This window comes from Pseudomonas sp. Marseille-QA0332 (genome assembly GCF_054950175.1).
The window spans coordinates 286,201-302,448 of the sequence record NZ_CM143106.1 but is presented as its reverse complement, the minus strand read 5'-3'; the positions used below and the strand labels follow the sequence as shown (position 1 = coordinate 302,448).

Below are 16,248 nucleotides of genomic sequence, written 5' to 3'. Positions count from 1 at the left end.
TTACTGGAGCACGGCGAGCTGGTAGGCCGTGTACTTGCGAATGTTGATCACGCCGGTATCGAAGATCAGGTACTGGCCCTTGATCCCCAGCAGCGTGCCCTCGACGACCGGGTTCTTGTCCAGGTTGAAACTGACGATCTTGGTCGGATACGCCTGCACCGGGTAGCGCATCCGCACCACCTCGGCGTCCGTGACCATCTGGATGGCGTGCAGGCCGAAGCGCCCCTGCAACGCACGCAGCCCGTCGGCACAGCTGTCGAACAGCTGGTCGCGGACCGCCGCCAGATCCAGCGCCTCGGCATCGCCCTTGAGCAGGGTGCGCCAGTTGGTCCGGTCCGGCACCTGGCTGCGCAGCAGGTCCTCGACCAGCCCCGATTGCTGCCGGGTCGATACCCGCAGGATCGGCAAGGCCTGGCTGGCGCCCTGGTCGAGCCAGCGCGTGGGCAGCTGGTTGGCGCGGGTGATGCCGACCTTGATCCCGGAGGAATTGGCCAGGTAGACGACATGGTCGGTCATGCAGAACGCTTCGCCCCACGCTGGATCACGGCAGGTGCCGGCCTCGTAATGGCAGCGCTCCGGGGCCATGATGCAGACGTCGCATTGCGCCAGCTTGGTCATGCAGGGGTAGCAGTAGCCCTGGCTGAAGCTGGTCTTGGTGCGGCGCCCGCAGTGGCTGCAATGGATCGCCCCGAGATATTCCAGGCGCAGCTTCTGGCCGATCAATGGATTGACCGGAACCTGCTGCTCGCCTAGGCGGAAGCTGTATTGCACCACCGGCGCTTCCAGGCGCACCGCCATCTTGCTCAGGGCGCCACGGGCCAGCTCCATCAATGGACCGAGTCCGACTTGAACAGGATGTTGGGAATCGGCGCGGGCTTCGACGCGCACGCTTGCACGCCCATGTAGCCAGTGCGCTGTTCCTCGGGCAGGTGCTTGAGCTCCCAGGCGATGAGCGCCTGCAGCGAAAGCTCCTTCTGCTCCTGGGTCAGCTTGCGACCGTCGGCCCACTTGCCGAGCTCGATCGCGGTCTTGAGGCTTTCGTAGATCTGCGGGGTGATGTTTTCGATCATTTGCGCGAACGTGGACATGGCATCTCCTAAGTCAGTGCGACAGTTTACGCCGAGCCAGCGCCCCACCCAAGAGGCCGCTCAGACAACCGACCAGCAGCCCCGACACGTGGGCGGCGTTGGCGATGGCACCGAAGCCCAGCAGGCCGACCACGCCCGACAGGCATACCAGCAGCCAGACCAGCATGCTCGCCAGCGTACCGCGCGGCAGGCTGAACGCCGCGTCGGGAGCCAGCCGGTGATACAGCCAGACGTAGCCCAGCAGACCGTACAACACGCCGGAAAGACCGCCGAACAGCCCCGGTCCGCTGGCCAGGTGCTGGGCAAGGTTGGACACCAACCCGAACAGCAAGGTGAAGCCAAGCAGCACCCAAGGGCCGTGACGTCTTTCTATTCGTCGCCCCAGTTCCCAGTACCACAGCCCGTTCATCGCCAGGTGCAGCACGCCAAAATGGACGAGCATTGGCGAAAACAGCCGCCACCACTGCCCTTCGGCCAGTTCCTGGGCCAGCGGAGTGAAATACAGGTAGTCGCCCTGCACGCGAAATTCCAGGAAGGTCAGCCAGCCAAGCGCCGCCAGGTTGTCCCCGAGCCCGGTGACCACCGCCACCAGGATGCTGGCCAGCAGCACCGTCGCGCACATCCAGGCGCCTCGCAGCTGCTCCCCGAGCCCTGGCAAGCGGTCGGGCGCGGGGCGCTCGGGGGCGGCCAGGTCGATGCCGGCGTTGCCATCGGGAAAGCGCTGGTACCAGGCCTGTACGGCCGGCACGTCGGTTTCGGCGACCCAGAGCACCTGCTCTTCGCCTTCCAGGCTCACCCGGTGCGGGACCTGCAGACGCTCGAGCAAGCCCACGAAGCCCGAAAGATCCGCCTCCAGTGGCAGGCGCAAGGCCCGTGCGGCGCTCATCGGCCGGCCTGCGTGCGCTCCACCTCGACCCACACGAACTTGTGTGGATCGATGCGGGTTTCGTCATCCAGCCGGTAGGCGACCAGCTTGCCGTACAGCACGGCGCTGTAGTCCAGACAGGCCAGGTTGGGGCGAATCGGGGCGGGCCGGCCACTGCGCCAGTAGTGCCCTACGAACAGCAGGGGTTCGTTCTCGGCGTAGCGCAACAGGGCGTTCTTCTCGCTGTGGCTGAGCGGCGTGCGCGCTACCTCCTCGGGCAGGGCATCGGGCTGGAAGACGATGTCGCCATAGGTCTGCGGGTCCTCTTCCCAGAACTTGGTGCGGAAGAAGGCACGCGTCAAGCCGTCGCCGCCGGTCAGCGTGAGGCCATCGGGCAGGCGCATGTCGGTGCCACGCAGCAACCGGTCGCAGACATTGGCGGCAAAGCTGCCCGGCACCGAGCAAGCCTGGATGAAATGGGCATCCACCCGACCGTCCGGATACTGCTGGCGCAGTTGGGCGATCAACTGTGCGTCCCAGCAGGCATGCACCAGGCGAAAGCGCCCGGCATCGATGAACAGCGGCAACTGCCGAAACCATTGCACGAAGTCGTGCCAGTCCTCGGGATGGGCGGCGAACTGGCTGAGGGTTTCGTCGATCAGTCTGGCATGGCGGGCAGTGTGCTCGCGCACGAAGGTCTTGCCGCTGCCAGGCAGCGCCGGGGTCACCCAGCCAAGGGCATTGTATTCATGGTTGCCCATGATGCAGTGCGCCTGGCCGGCCTCGACCATGTCGTGGACCAGGTGCAACGCCTCGCGGATGCAAGGCCCGCGGTCGACGATATCGCCGAGGAACAGCGCCTGTCGCCGTGGATGGCGCCAGATGCCGTCGCGCTTGCTGTAGCCGAGCGTGTCGAGCAGACGCTGGAGTGTCAGTGCGCAGCCATGCACATCGCCGATGATGTCGAAACTTCGTGCCGGATCGAGCATCAGTCACCCCTGCCGCCCAGACGGCTGCCCCACCCGAGCTTGGTGCGGCAGACTTCATAGTAGTTGTGGTCCAGCGGATGGATCAGGCGCAGCTTCTGCGGCTTCTTGTTGACCGTGATGGTGTCGCCGGGCGCGCAGGTGAAGTGGTTCTGGCCATCGCAGGAGACTTGCGGATAGATCTGCAGGTCCTTGGACACGACGATCTTCAGCTCGCTGTTGCCGTCCACCACGATCGGCCTGCCGGACAAGGTATGGGGGTACATCGGCACGATGACGATGGCATCGAGCTTGGGATGCATGATCGGACCGCCAGCGGACAAGGCGTAGGCGGTCGAGCCGGTCGGCGTGGCGACGATCAGGCCGTCGGCCTTCTGGCTGCAGACGAACTGGCCGTCGATGTAGATCTCGAATTCGATCATTCGCGTCGACTTGCCTGGATGCAGCACCACGTCGTTGAGCGCATCGCCCTGACCGATCGCCTCGGCGTGACGACGAACCTCGGCCTGGAGCAGAAAGCGGTTTTCCACCAGGTAGTGGCCATCGAGCACCTCGGCGACCTTGACCTCCAGCTCGTCCGGGCGGATATCGGTGAGGAACCCCAGGCTGCCACGGTTGATCCCCAGTACCGGGACGTTGTGCCGGGCCAGGGCGCGGGCGGCGCCCAGCAGGCTGCCGTCGCCACCGACCACGATGACCAGGTCGCAGACCTCGCCCAGCAGCTTGCGCGAAGAGGTCTGCAGGCCATGCCCGGGCAGCACTTCGGCAATGGTATCCTCGAGGATCACATGCAGGTGGCGATCGACCAGGAAGGTTTTCAGCCGGCGGATGGTATCGAGCACCTGGGAGCTGCCGAGGCGTCCGATGATACCGATATTGCGAAACTGCTCCATGGGACTCCTGCAAGGCTCTGCGGCGGGTGAAAAGGCGCACGGCGCCGGGTCTTCGGGATTATGGGCGAAAGCGCCGTCCAGCGGCAAACCGGCTATGCTCGCAGCATGACGCCCTTCGCCCGCTACGCCACCCTGCCCTGCCAGTTGCGCCAGCCTGCCGTGCGCGACCTGGCCTGGGTCATCGTCTCGCCGCCGTTGCTGCGCCAGACGCCCGCACCACAGCGCCACCCGCTGGCGGCCAGTGGCTGGGCCGACGACCCCGAAACGCTGGTACGCTGGCTGCAAGCCCTGGATGAGGATAGCCGAGCGTTGCAGCAGTGGCTGGCGCGTATCACCAGCCGTCGCCTGGGGCTCTATTACGAGGGGCTCTGGCAGTTCGCCCTGCACCAGGCTCCAGGCGTACAGCTGCTGGCCGCCAACCTGGCGATCCGCGAGGCAGGCCACACCCTGGGCGAGCTGGACATCCTGCTGCGCGACCGCGATGGCGTGCATCACCTGGAGCTGGCGATCAAACTCTACCTGGGACCCACCCGCGAGCCGGGCAGCGACCCGCGACACTGGCTCGGGCCCGGCTGCCAGGATCGCCTGGGCAGCAAGCTGGCGCACCTGGCCGGGCACCAGTTGCCGATCTCGTCGCGACCGCAGAGCCGCGCGGCACTCGCCGAGCTGGGCATCGAGGCTGCGCAGGCGCACCTGTGGCTGGGTGGCTACCTCTTCTACCCCTGGCCGGGCCAAGCCGAAGCGCCAGCCGGTGCCGAACCTGCCCACCTGAGCGGCCGCTGGCTGCGCCGCGCCGATTGGAACAGCTATCGCGCTGCCTGCGGCGAGGGTCTCTGGCAGCCGCTGCCACGCCATCGCTGGTTGGCCCCGGCGCGCTTCGAGCCACGCGCACTGGCCACTGTCGAGCCCTTCGATGCCTGGCTGCAAGCCCTCGCCCCCAGCGCCCCGGCCCAGTTGCTGGTCCGCCTGCGGCCTGGCGCGGATGGCGCGTTCGAGGAAGCCGAACGGCTGTTCCTGGTCGCCGACCACTGGCCGCGCGCACCCAGCGAATCGCCAGCCGGCCAAGCGGATCAGGGCGCGCCGTAACCGCGCCGACCCTGCAACCCACCGGTGTGGAGAAATACCAGACGGCTGCCCGGTGCGAAGGTACCCGCCTGCACTTCCCGGCGCAGCGCCAGCAACGCCTTGCCGGTGTAGATGCCTTCCAGCGGCACGCCACTGTGGCGCTCGCACTCGACGATGAACGTCCGCAGTTGCTCATCGACCCGGCCAAAGCCGTCCCGGCAGGCTTCATGCAGGCGATAGCCCCGTTCACCGACCAGCGCCTGGACAGTCTCGCCCACGCCGTAGCGAGCCGGTACGGCCAAGGCGCCATGCACCTCGCGCTGTCCCGCTTCGGCGCGCACCAGCCCGGCCAGGGTCGTTCCAGTGCCCACTGCCAGCCACCAGGCATGATGGTCTTCCCAGCCCAGCGCTGCCAGTTGCCCCCGCGCCTGTCGCACGATCTCGGCACAACCCTCGACGCCCGCCAGCCCGCCGCCACCTTCCGGTACGCAGTGCCAGCCGGGGTAGCGCGTTTGCCAGGGACGCCAGAAGCCCGGCTGGTGGCGGGCACGGTAGCCGGCGTGACCGAGCCAGTGCAGTTGCATGCCCCAGGCCTGGAGATCGCGTACCGTCGGGGTGTCCCGTGGCTGACCGCGCAGCAGCCCGACGGTGGCGAAAGCGAAGCGCTTGCCGGCCGCGGCCAAGGCATGCAGGTGGTTGGAATGGGCGCCACCCAGGCTCAGTAGCCCCGGCGCGCCGGCTTCGCGGGCCTGGGCCAGGTGACCGCGCAGCTTGAACCACTTGTTGCCGCTGATCAGCGGATCCAGCAGGTCCAGGCGCAGCACTGCCACCTCGACTTCGGCATCCTGCAACCAGGGCAGCTGCAAAGGGTGCAGCGGTGCTTGCGGCAATTGGAGAAAATCGGTGGACATCGGTCAGCCATCCTGGATAGGACGGCCATTCTAGCAGCCGCCCGGACCGCTTCAGAGCCCCGCGGCCAGGCGCGTGCCCTGATCGATGGCACGCTTGGCGTCCAGCTCGGCGGCAACGTCGGCGCCGCCGACCAGGTGCACCGACTGCCCAGCCGCCACCAAGGCTTCGTGCAACTCGCGCAGTGGCTCCTGCCCGGCGCAGATGACCACGTTGTCGACTTCCAGTAGCTGCGGCTCGCCACCCTCGATGCGCACGTGCAACCCGGCATCGTCGATCTTCAGGTACTCGACGGCGTTGAGCATGCGCACCCCGCGGTGTTTCAAGCCGGCGCGATGGATCCACCCGGTGGTCTTGCCCAGGCCCTCGCCGACCTTCCTGCGGCTGCGTTGCAGCAGGTAGACCTGGCGCGCCGGTGGCTGCGGGCAAGGCACAATCCCGGCGACGCCACCCCGGGCCTGCAATTGCCAGTCGATGCCCCATTCCTGCCAGAACGCCTGGCGGTCCTGGCTGGTGACGGGACCTGCGTGCACCAGGTATTCGCAGACATCGAAACCGATGCCACCGGCGCCGATCACCGCCACCCGCTGGCCGACCGGGCGGCGTTCGAGCAGCACATCCAGATAGCCGAGCACCTTGTCATGCTCGATACCGGGAATCGCCGGGACTCGCGGGGAAACGCCGGTGGCCAGGATCACCTCGTCATAGTCGCCGGCCAGCAGCGTCTCGGCGTCCACCCGCGTTTCCAGGCGCAGGTCGACCCCGACGTCCTGCAGCTTGTGCCGGAAATAGCGCAGGGTCTCGTGGAATTCTTCCTTGCCCGGTATTCGCTTGGCCACGTTGAACTGCCCGCCAATCTGGGCAGCGGCCTCGAACAGCGTCACCTGGTGCCCACGCTCGGCCGCCACGCTGGCGCTGGCCAGCCCGGCCGGTCCGGCGCCGACCACGGCGATGCGCCGGGACACAGGCGTGGGCAGGTAGTTCAGCTCGGTCTCGTGGCAGGCGCGGGGATTGACCAGGCAACTGGTCAGCTTGCCGGCGAAGGTATGGTCCAGGCATGCCTGGTTGCAGCCGATGCAGGTGTTGATCCGTTCGGCTCGCCCCTCGGCCGCCTTGTTGACGAACGCCGGGTCGGCGAGAAACGGCCGGGCCATGGACACCATGTCCGCCTCGCCCGCGGCCAGCACCGCCTCGGCTACCTCGGGAGTATTGATGCGGTTGGTGGTGATCAGCGGAATCTGCACTTGGCCACGCAGCTTGGCGGTCACCTTGCTGAATGCGGCTCGTGGCACCTTGGTGGCGATGGTCGGGATCCGCGCTTCGTGCCAGCCGATACCGGTGTTGATCAGCGTCGCGCCAGCCTGCTCGACGGCCTTGGCCAACTCCACGATTTCCTCCCAGTCGCTGCCACCTTCGACCAGGTCGAGCATGGACAGGCGGAAGATGATGATGAAGTCCAGCCCCACCGCCTCGCGTACCCGGCGGACGATCTCCAGCGCCAGGCGCATGCGGTTCTGGTAGCTGCCGCCCCAGCGATCGCTGCGCTGGTTGGTCTGGGCCGCGAGGAACTGGTTGATCAGATATCCCTCCGAGCCCATGATCTCCACCCCGTCATAACCGGCGCTGCGCGCCAGCACGGCGCAGCGAACGAAGTCGGCGATTTGCCGCTCAATGCCGGCCTCGTCCAGCTCATGCGGCTTGAACGGATTGATCGGCGCCTGGATGGCGCTCGGCGCCACCAGCTTGGGGCTGTAGGCATAGCGCCCGGCATGCAGGATCTGCATGCAGATCTTGCCACCTGCGGCATGCACCGCCTGGGTGACCAGCCGGTGCCGCTCGGCCTCCTGCTCGCTGGTGAGCTTGGCCGCGCCAGCGTACACCCCGCCCTCCTCGTTGGGCGCGATGCCGCCGGTGACGATCAGGCCGACACCACCACGGGCGCGCTCGGCGAAGTAGGCCGCCATGCGCTCGAAGCCGCCGGGGCGCTCCTCCAGCCCAGTGTGCATTGACCCCATCAAGGTCCGGTTGCGCAGGACGGTGAAGCCCAGGTCGAGCGGGGCCAACAGATGCGGGTAATGTTCGGCGGCCATGGGATCTCCACAGAGAAGCGAATTCACGGAAAAGCGAGCGCCTCGTCGCGACGGGGCCCGTCATTGGTCTGGCCTCGACATTAAACAGCCCAGTGAAGGCGCTCAATGATCGAAACTGACAAATCGCTGACCGTGGCGCGCAGCGGCAGTGGCTAGTGCCACAGCTGGCCGGATTTCTAGGTGAGCACCCAGGCATCGACCTGCGAATATCGACAAGCACCCATTATGCCACCTTCGAGAACGACGACTTCGACCTGGATATCGTCTACGGCGAGCCGCAGCGCACGGAGCATGAAAGGCTGCCATTGCGGATCGAGGAGCTGACTCCACTGTGTAGCCCGGCGCTGGACTCGCGCCTGAACTCACGCAGGGCCTGTGCGCACAGACCTTGATCCAGAGCGATGGCCAGTCGGTTCAGTGGAAAGGCTGGTTCACTGCCAACGACCTGTCGACGCCAGCCACTTTCGGACTGGCGTTCGACCGCAGCTTCATGGCCATCTCGGCACCAGTCGATGGGCTTGGAGTCGTACTGGAATCGACTTTGCTGGCCGAGCGCGAGCTGGCCAGCGGGAAACTCGTCAGCCCGCTGCGAATGACCAGCAATTCGGTCCGCTACGTCGGACACTACCTGGTCCATCCCCGACGGCATCGCCAACACGAAAACGTCACCCGCTTCAAGAATTGTTGTTCAGGGAGCTGGCGCTGGACGCGCCCAAGCTTCGTTGAACAGCGTCAAGTTGCTGGCCTGCAAGACCCAGGTCCTGGCAGGTGACCAGCAGTGGCAAGATCATGCGCAAACGCGTGGCCGAACGCTCAGGTCTCGGACACAGCCTGTTCCTTGCATGCCTGCCGGGCCGCGGATTTCTTCTCCTTGACCACGATGTAGAACTCTTCCCCATGCTTGACCGCGCCATACAGCACGGCCTTCTCGATCAGCTCGCTGCCGCGCAGATGGCGCAGCATCATCGGATCCTTGCGCAGGTCGCGATAGAGCGCCAGGCACAGCAGTACCATGACCACGACGAACGGCAGCGCCACCACGATGGTCAGGTTCTGCAACCCGGTCAGGGCCGCGCCAGGGTCACGCGGGTCGCCGATTGCCAGCATGATCGCCGCGACCGTACCGGTCAGCGCGCCCCAGAAGATCACCGTCGGCCGCGACGGCTCGGTGGTGCCGTGCTCGGACAACGTGCCCATCACCAGCGAGGCTGCGTCGGCGCCAGAAACGAAGAAGATGGCTACCAGGATCATCACCAGCACCGAGGTGATCGAGGCCAGCGGGTAACTGTCGAGCAACCGGTAAAGGGCGTCGTTGCTGTTGACGACGCCATCGAGCAGCACGAAGCTGCCATCGCGCACCGCCTCGATACCCGCGCCGCCAAAGATGGTGAACCAGATCAGGCTGACCAGGCTCGGCACCAGCAGCACGCCGCTGACGAACTGGCGAATGCTGCGTCCTCGGCTGATACGGGCGATGAACATGCCGACGAAGGGTGTCCAGGAGATCCACCAGGCCCAGTAGAACACGGTCCAGCCGGCCAGCCAGCTGCCCATCTGCTCACCGCCGCTGGCGGTGGTACGCGCCATCATTTCCGGCATCAGCTTGATGTAGTTGCCGATCGAAGTCGGCAGTAGGTTGAGCATGAGCAAGGTCGGGCCGACCATGAAGACGAACAGGGCCAGGACCAGCGCCAGGACCATGTTGGTGTTGGCTAGCCACTGGATGCCCTTGCCGATGCCGGAAACCGCCGAGGCGATGAAGGCGATCGTCAGCAAGGTGATGATGGCGATCAGGAACAGCTTGCCTGGGCTCCCGATCCAGCCGTTGTACGCCAGCCCCCCGGCGATCTGCAACGCGCCGAGGCCGAGCGAGGCGGCCGAGCCGAACAAGGTGGCGAAGATCGCCATCATGTCGATGACGCGGCCCACCGGGCCATTGGCATGCCGACCGATCAAGGGTCGGAACGCGGTCGAGATCAGTTGCGAGCGCCCACGGCGGAAGGTGCCGTAGGCGATGACCAGGCCGACGATGGCGTACATGGCCCAAGGATGCAGTGTCCAGTGGAACAAGGTGGTGGCCATCGCCACCTGCATCGCTTCGTTGGTCTGCCCGGCAGCCGAGCCGGGTGGCGGGTTCACGTAGTGCGAAAGCGGTTCGGCGACGCCGAAGAACATCAGGCCAATGCCCATGCCGGCGCTGAACATCATCGCAACCCAGGAAACCGTGCGGAACTCGGGCGCCTCGCCATCGCAGCCCAACGGGATCCGGCCGTACCTGCTCGCCGCCAGCCAGAGCACGAAGACCACGAACACCGTTGAGGTGAGGACGAAGAACCAGCCGAAATGCACGATGACCCAGGACTGCGCCGTCGAAGCGCTGGCCGCCAGGCTCGCCTGGCTGGCGAACCCCCAGATGATGAAGGCGACCGCGATGAGACTGGTGATGCCGAACAGCAGCCAGTCGAGCTTGCCCTCCAGATGCCGATCCTGCCTGGCCTCTTCGGTCTTGGACGGATCCGTCACGCCAAGCCCCAGCGTTTCGACCTGTTGTTCGGTTGCCATGGATGAACCCCTCTGCGGCGAATGCCGGATCTTGTTGTTGTTCTTTCCTTGGGTGTCCGCAGGAGTCGGACTCGGCGCGGGCAGCAGGCTGCGCGATTATCCTGCGTCGAAAAGCCGCGACCCTGTCTCAGGACCGTCTTCGCGCGTCCTTTGCGCGACGCGGCCGGCGCCTGCGAAGGTAACGCCGCGGCACCGGAACTGGCCGCCCCGACGGCCCGGCTCGCCTTTTGGCGAGCTGTGGCGAACGCTGCAACGACCAGTCGTCGCGCAACCTGGCGCGCAACACAACTTCGACGTTCCCCCCAAGGTCAGCCAGGAAACACCCCCAGGTGAAAGCCATGACTTGTCGACTCCTCCTGCTAGGCGTGGTCACCCTCGTCGCCATGAAGCTCGCCGGCTGCGCGAGCGGACCGCTGAAACCGGAAGAACGTGCCCGGCTCGCCGCAAAGACTTTCGTGGTCACCGGTGCCTCCAGCGGCATCGGCCGTGGCGTCGCCCTGGAACTGGCGCGCAGCGGCGCCAATGTAGTGGTGGCCGCGCGCCGCACGGCAGCGCTCGAATCGCTGGCGCGGCAGATCAGGACAGCAGGCGGCACGCCGCTGGTGGTCACCACCGATGTCGCCGACAGCGCGCAGATGCAGCGCCTGGCGCAACAGGCCATGCAGCACTTCGGACAGATTCATGGCTGGATCAACAATGCCGGCGTGGTGGCCATCGGGCGCTTCGAGGACATTCCCCTGGAAGACCACCAGCGTCTTTTGGACATCAACCTCAAAGGCACCGTCATCGGCAGCCATCTGGCCATGAAACAGTTTCGCCAGCAGCGTTTCGGCGTTCTGGTCAACGTGGCCTCCATCGACAGCGAAGTGCCTCACACCTACCAAGCGTCCTATTCGGCGTCCAAGGCCGGCGTGCTGAGCCTGGGGCGCGTACTCAACCAGGAACTGCGATTGCATGGGCCCGACGACGTCCACGTGGTCACGGTGTTGCCCTGGGCGCTGGACACCCCGCTGTGGGACCACGCCGCGAGCTATACCGGCCATCAGCCACAGCTGCCCACCATGGACGGACCGGAGAAGGCGGTCAACGCCATCGTCCGGGCGCTGTTCGCACCCAAGGAAGAAATCACCGTGGGCTACAAGGCCAAGCTGGCCTATTGGAACCACCGACTCGCGCCCGACCTGAACGAATACTTCACGGCGCGTGCGCTTCGCCAGGTCGAGGTGCAGAGGAACCCGCCCGCCCCGGCCACGTCCGGCAACCTGCACCACCCCGTCGAGGCCGGCCAGGACGTGTCTGGTGGGATCCGCGAGCGGATGAAACGGCAGGAACAGGCAACGCAACCCTGACAGGAGGCTTCACCATGATCGATGACCAGAAGATTCGTGAGCGTGCGTACGAGCTCTGGGAGCTGGCCGGGAAACCGGACGGCGCGGAGCAAGAGCACTGGCGCCAGGCGGTCGAGCAACTCAAGGCCGAGCAGCAGCCACCGGGGGCGAACCGCGTGGACTCGGTATCCGGCGCGACTCAGTCCGGCGTACCGCTGACCACCGGCGACCAGTGACCGCGGCGATCCCAGGCGCGGCCCCATCCGGGGTCGCGCCTGTTTCATGGGCCCGCTTGGCGACTGGCGAGTTAGCGCGTGGCGCGTCTGGTCGCGGCCTCGATGGCTGCCTAGAATAGGCGGCTCTCACTGTCGTTGACTCAAGGTATCGCGCATGAACGAACTGGCGCTGCTGCTCGCCTTCATCACGGCCGCCACGGTGTTGACCATCACCCCGGGGGTCGATACGGCCATGGTGCTCAGGGCCGCCGCGCTCGGTGGACGCACGCCCGCGCTGATGGCCTCGCTCGGTATCGCGCTGGGCTGCCTGGCCTGGGGTGGCGCGGTGTCGTTGGGGCTGGGCGCGTTGCTGCACGCCTGTGAAACCGCCTACACGCTGCTCAAGCTGGTGGGCGCGGCCTACCTGTTCTGGCTGGGCACCAGGCTCCTGCTCAAGCCTAGGACAGCGCTGGCCGAAGACCAGACTGCGCAGGACGCGAAGCAAGGGCTCGATGCCTTCGTGCGGGGCCTGCTCACCAACCTGCTCAACCCCAAGGTCGGAGTCTTCTATGTGACCTTCCTGCCACAATTCGTCCCGGCAGGTGCCAGCGTGGCTGGGCACTCGTTCCTTCTCGCCGCGCTGCATGTGTTGCTGACGCTGGCCTGGTTCGCCATCCTGGTGGCGGCCACCGTGCCGCTCAGTGGCTGGTTGCAGCGTCCTGCCGCGATGAAGACCCTCGATCGGCTGACCGGGGGCGTGTTCCTGGCCTTCGGCCTCAAGCTCGCCGCCTCGTCCAGGGCCGGCTGAGGCAGCCGGTACAGCCGCCTCGACGCCCGCCCCGGCTGTACCTGCATGCTGCACCCGCGTGACTCAGCCAAGCGGCCCCCGGTTCAACTCAACTGCTCGAGCAAGTCCTCGCGGATCAGTCGGCGAACCGTGGCTTCATGCTCCTGCTCCTGAGCGAAGGCATGCTCGAAGCGCTTGGCGATCAGCGGATGACCACCTTGCCTGGCCATCTCGATCAACAGTTCCCAGGCCGCGTTGTCCTCCAGTTCGATGGTGAGGATCGCGCCCATGCACTGCGAGACCGTGGTGCGCGGATCGGTGAGCACCTGCATGACCCCGAGCGCCTTGACCGCCGCCACGTCGGCGCAGGGCGTGACGCTGGTAGGATCGCCGCCGAGGGTCTCGATGGCCTCGCGCACCAGGTGCATGTGCTCCAGCTCCTGGGCCTGGATGCGGCGCAGGACCTGGATCAGCGCCGAGTCGGCACCGGCCGCGCTGCTTGCCTTGGCGACCATCGCTTCGTACAGGCGAACCCCGGTGCGCTCGAAGGCCAGCCGCTCGCCCAGCTTGTCCAGCAGCACCTCGGGCTGCTTGCCGCGGGCTTCGTCGAACTTGCTCTTGAGCATCCCCTTGATCGAGCCGGGTACCGGCACGCTGCCCACCAGGTCGGCCTCGCGAATGGCCCGCTCGCGCTCATCGGTGATGTCGCTGACGTCCCCCGGCAGGTCCGCCGGGAACAGGCGGGTTGCTTCGACCAGGCGCGCGGTATCGTCGGGCGACAGCTGCGCGCCCGTGCGGTTGTGGCCCAACTTCACTTGATCGCTCATGGCTGCTCTCCCTCGATGCTGTTGAGTTCCCCACCGGCGTGCCAGGTGTAGCCGGCCGATGCCACGTTGGCAGGTACTCCCTGGCTGTTGAGCTGCTGGCGATAGTCGAGCGAGGCGCGACTCTCGCGGCTCTTGTCCACATAGTCGATGCCGTGGGCACGCAGGTCGACTTCCTTGGACAGCACCTCGCGCACGAACTCGCGCTGGCTCTTGAAGCGGATCATCGGCGGCAGTGGGCCGGCAAGCACTTCGGCGGGATCGCGGCGCTCGTGTTTCTTGAACAACTCGCAAGCCAGGTTAAGGTGCCCCAGCTCATAGTCGAGGAAACGCTCCCATAACAGCTTCAGCCGTGGATTTTCCTCCTGCTCGACGCAACTGGCGTAGGTGTAGACCTCCATCGCTTCATGGATCAGCCACTTTTCCATGAAGCTCTCGCCAGGGTCCTGCAGCGACCCGTACTGGGTGACGTGCTGCTCCTCCACCGAGGCGATCTCGGCGTACAATGCCCGTGCCACGGGATCGGCGAACAGGGGCCCGATATTCATGTAGTAGTCGTGGGTCTGGTACTCGGCACCGGTGATCAGCGCGGCATGGATCTTGGTGATCAGCGCCGCCTGGTCCTTGTGGTAGTGGTCGCGCAGGTCGTCCGCCGGGACCCGGTGGTGTTCGCTGGTCGGGCGTCCGGGAATGATGTCGGTATAGCCCTGCAGAATGGTATTGGCATCCTTGCCCTCGAGCCGGTCGAGCATCGCCGCGTAGCGGTACAAGTGATCGAAGTCTTCCAGCAGGCCGAAGCGGTAGGTCTGCGCCTGGTAGGGGTCCGGTTCGTTCTGGGCGACCGCGGCGGTGACTTCGATGGCCACCTGCTCGTAGGCCACCGTGATTTCCAGGGGCGAATGGTCGGCCGACAAGAGCCAGTTGATCGCGGTCATCTGGTGCTGCTCGACGCGCCGGATCTGTGCCAGAGGCAATTGCAGGGCCTTGTTGAATCGCGCGCCAAAATGCTTCAGGCGCAGGGCATCGGATTCGACGCCGTTCATCAGGATCACCCTCACCCGGGTAAAGGCATCGTCATCGAGTTTGCTGATAGGCTTGCCAGCCAACTCGCGCCAGGTGAACGTCTGTTTGTCCAAGGGCGTGCCCTTGTTGTCCAGCAGGTTGTCGATCTTGCTCATCACGCGATCTCCGTCATCTGTGGTCACGGCTCGGGAGTGGGACCTCCGTTCCCCGTCGACTCGGAGCGTTCGGGCATGACACAACGGGATCGACCAACGGTGGGCAGCGCTTGTCGGTTGCCTGGCTTTTTTTCCAACCCTCGGCGCTTCTGCCTGTCTGCATGGAATAGGCAATTACCTGCGCACGACCGCGCAATGGGGGACACCATGCAGGAACAGGATCGCAACACCGCACTCACAGCCTGGCGACTCCTGCTCGAGGACGACAGCTATCGTCTCGACTGGCCGGACGACTACTACAGGACGCTGATGACCCGCGCCGACGAGCTGGTGCTGAGCCAGCTGATCTCGCTGGAGGACTGGCAGCTGCTCAAGGACGCCGCCGACACCGCGCTGGACTATACCCGCGCGTCCCTCGAGCGGCAGCAGCGCGACCGCCTCAACACCGCGACCCTGAAACTGCCCGGCGCCTGACGGCCAGGCCGGCCGGAGCTGATCGGCATCGCACCCGACGCCGATCCTCGACGATCGGTTGTACGTTCCAGGACACTTTGTATAGCGCTAGCGACCATTCATCACAGCGGATACTCAGCTGGCCCATGGCCACCTGGTCGACAAGGCGATCATCCTGTCGACCAGGAGCCGTCATGCAGACCACTGACCGGATGAATGCAAGCTCCACGGATGCCTTCGAGCAAAATGGCCAGGTATTCTGGCGGCTGGCCTCTGCCCTGATCGATGCCGTGCACGAAGGCCAATCCCGCCTGCCGGCGCAAGCCCGCGACCAGGTCCTGGCCCTGATCGTCGACCTGTGTAGCGCCAGGCCTGACAGCGAACAACGCCTGGCGCACCTTTTCCTTGAACTGGAAGAGGCTAATGTCCTGACCCGTCACGCTGCCCAGCGCCTGGGCAGCGTGACGGGGCGCCTCGAACGGCTGGTCAGGCAGTGCAGTCGATCCTGTAGCCACTTCTATATCCGCAAGGCGTACTACCTGGGCCTCCCCAGCGATGGCTATCTGTGCGTGGCCTGTGGCCAGCTGCGAGCGCAAGGGCAATGGCCAGCGTTCGATCGCCGAAGCGACCCTGACCAGCCGTTGAGCAAGGCCGGCCGCAGCTGAGCCGGTCGCGCAAGCGCAGCCTATCGAAACGATTGGGAAAGTTTTCTGGCGTCCGTATCGCAGCCAAGTGAATCTAACGCTGTCGCACGGTGTCTATCGTGGCGTCACTAGGCTTTGTACGAAAAGTTGCCGAGCGGCGATCAGGCAAGGCGAAAACAGGCGAGGAACGGCCGGGGTCGCGCTCGACTTCACTGGTTGTAAATGAACATTCCGAGCCTGTTTTCAACGTAGCCTGATCGTCGCGCAGGCACTTTTCGTACAGAGCGTAGATCTGGGGGCCTGCCTGAAGGGCCCACTGCCAAGCGATGGATCGCATCGTCGTTATCCGTGGGAGAGGCGC

Annotated in this window: 17 protein-coding genes; 7 read left to right on the top strand and 10 right to left on the bottom strand. The window is 65.7% G+C overall.

Annotated elements, in window-relative coordinates:
• The 5 genes from ACY8GK_RS01400 to ACY8GK_RS01380 are packed head-to-tail and all read right to left on the bottom strand — an operon-like array spanning window position 1 to window position 3,832.
• Complete coding sequence (locus tag ACY8GK_RS01400) at window positions 1-831, bottom strand: DUF2797 domain-containing protein (protein WP_196176683.1); 831 nt, start codon at window positions 829-831, stop codon at window positions 1-3.
• Window positions 828-1,088, bottom strand: coding sequence for a YeaC family protein (locus tag ACY8GK_RS01395; RefSeq protein ID WP_196176685.1), 261 nt, complete (start codon window positions 1,086-1,088; stop codon window positions 828-830). Before ACY8GK_RS01395 ends, ACY8GK_RS01400 begins: the two co-directional genes overlap by 4 nt.
• Before the next feature lie 13 nt (window positions 1,089-1,101).
• Window positions 1,102-1,974, bottom strand: coding sequence for a rhomboid family intramembrane serine protease (locus ACY8GK_RS01390; protein ID WP_462402074.1), 873 nt, complete (start codon window positions 1,972-1,974; stop codon window positions 1,102-1,104).
• Window positions 1,971-2,942, bottom strand: a complete 972-nt coding sequence (locus ACY8GK_RS01385) for a metallophosphoesterase (RefSeq protein WP_462402073.1) — start codon at window positions 2,940-2,942, stop codon at window positions 1,971-1,973. Before ACY8GK_RS01385 ends, ACY8GK_RS01390 begins: the two co-directional genes overlap by 4 nt.
• A complete protein-coding gene (locus ACY8GK_RS01380; protein WP_196176691.1) occupies window positions 2,942-3,832 on the bottom strand; it encodes an NAD(+) kinase in 891 nt (296 codons plus the stop codon). Before ACY8GK_RS01380 ends, ACY8GK_RS01385 begins: the two co-directional genes overlap by 1 nt.
• 60 nt (window positions 3,833-3,892) lie before the next feature.
• Here ACY8GK_RS01380 and ACY8GK_RS01375 point away from each other — a divergent pair, with 60 nt between their 5' ends.
• The gene (locus tag ACY8GK_RS01375) at window positions 3,893-4,918 is read left to right on the top strand and encodes a DUF1853 family protein (RefSeq protein WP_462402072.1); all 1,026 of its coding nucleotides are present in this window, start codon (window positions 3,893-3,895) and stop codon (window positions 4,916-4,918) included.
• Here ACY8GK_RS01375 and ACY8GK_RS01370 read toward each other — a convergent pair.
• Window positions 4,903-5,808, bottom strand: coding sequence for a 1-aminocyclopropane-1-carboxylate deaminase/D-cysteine desulfhydrase (locus ACY8GK_RS01370; protein WP_462402071.1), 906 nt, complete (start codon window positions 5,806-5,808; stop codon window positions 4,903-4,905). The genes ACY8GK_RS01375 and ACY8GK_RS01370 overlap by 16 nt on opposite strands.
• A gap of 51 nt (window positions 5,809-5,859) precedes the next feature.
• Complete coding sequence (locus ACY8GK_RS01365) at window positions 5,860-7,896, bottom strand: NADPH-dependent 2,4-dienoyl-CoA reductase (RefSeq protein WP_196176698.1); 2,037 nt, start codon at window positions 7,894-7,896, stop codon at window positions 5,860-5,862.
• A 155-nt stretch (window positions 7,897-8,051) separates the two neighbouring features.
• Between ACY8GK_RS01365 and ACY8GK_RS01360 the strand changes: the two genes are divergently transcribed.
• Window positions 8,052-8,288 carry a hypothetical protein gene (locus ACY8GK_RS01360; protein WP_329604756.1) on the top strand — a complete coding sequence of 79 codons (237 nt, stop codon included), beginning with the start codon at window positions 8,052-8,054 and terminating at the stop codon, window positions 8,286-8,288.
• Between the two features lie 421 nt (window positions 8,289-8,709).
• Here ACY8GK_RS01360 and ACY8GK_RS01355 read toward each other — a convergent pair whose 3' ends face one another.
• The gene (locus ACY8GK_RS01355) at window positions 8,710-10,458 is read right to left on the bottom strand and encodes a BCCT family transporter (protein WP_462402070.1); all 1,749 of its coding nucleotides are present in this window, start codon (window positions 10,456-10,458) and stop codon (window positions 8,710-8,712) included.
• A gap of 338 nt (window positions 10,459-10,796) precedes the next feature.
• On the opposite strand from ACY8GK_RS01355, the gene ACY8GK_RS01350 reads away from it, so the two are divergent.
• The 3 genes from ACY8GK_RS01350 (at window position 10,797) to ACY8GK_RS01340 (ending at window position 12,809) form a co-directional block, all read left to right on the top strand.
• Entirely contained in the window at window positions 10,797-11,807 is a 1,011-nt protein-coding gene (locus ACY8GK_RS01350) for an SDR family NAD(P)-dependent oxidoreductase (protein WP_462402069.1), read from the top strand.
• A 14-nt stretch (window positions 11,808-11,821) separates the two neighbouring features.
• Window positions 11,822-12,022 (top strand): DUF2934 domain-containing protein, encoded by a 201-nt coding sequence (locus tag ACY8GK_RS01345; protein ID WP_196176704.1) that lies wholly within the window; start codon window positions 11,822-11,824, stop codon window positions 12,020-12,022.
• A 154-nt stretch (window positions 12,023-12,176) separates the two neighbouring features.
• Window positions 12,177-12,809 (top strand): LysE family translocator, encoded by a 633-nt coding sequence (locus tag ACY8GK_RS01340; protein ID WP_462402068.1) that lies wholly within the window; start codon window positions 12,177-12,179, stop codon window positions 12,807-12,809.
• Window positions 12,810-12,892: 83 nt separating this feature from the next.
• On the opposite strand, the gene ACY8GK_RS01335 is transcribed toward ACY8GK_RS01340, so the two are convergent.
• Both ACY8GK_RS01335 and ACY8GK_RS01330 read right to left on the bottom strand, forming a co-directional pair.
• The gene (locus ACY8GK_RS01335) at window positions 12,893-13,615 is read right to left on the bottom strand and encodes a ferritin-like domain-containing protein (protein WP_196176708.1); all 723 of its coding nucleotides are present in this window, start codon (window positions 13,613-13,615) and stop codon (window positions 12,893-12,895) included.
• A complete protein-coding gene (locus tag ACY8GK_RS01330; RefSeq protein WP_462402067.1) occupies window positions 13,612-14,790 on the bottom strand; it encodes a hypothetical protein in 1,179 nt (392 codons plus the stop codon). Before ACY8GK_RS01330 ends, ACY8GK_RS01335 begins: the two co-directional genes overlap by 4 nt.
• Before the next feature lie 207 nt (window positions 14,791-14,997).
• Between ACY8GK_RS01330 and ACY8GK_RS01325 the strand changes: the two genes are divergently transcribed.
• Both ACY8GK_RS01325 and ACY8GK_RS01320 read left to right on the top strand, forming a co-directional pair.
• Window positions 14,998-15,264 (top strand): hypothetical protein, encoded by a 267-nt coding sequence (locus ACY8GK_RS01325; protein ID WP_196176712.1) that lies wholly within the window; start codon window positions 14,998-15,000, stop codon window positions 15,262-15,264.
• Window positions 15,265-15,437: 173 nt separating this feature from the next.
• Window positions 15,438-15,908 carry a hypothetical protein gene (locus ACY8GK_RS01320; protein ID WP_462402066.1) on the top strand — a complete coding sequence of 157 codons (471 nt, stop codon included), beginning with the start codon at window positions 15,438-15,440 and terminating at the stop codon, window positions 15,906-15,908.
• The last annotated feature ends 340 nt before the right edge of the window (window positions 15,909-16,248 follow it).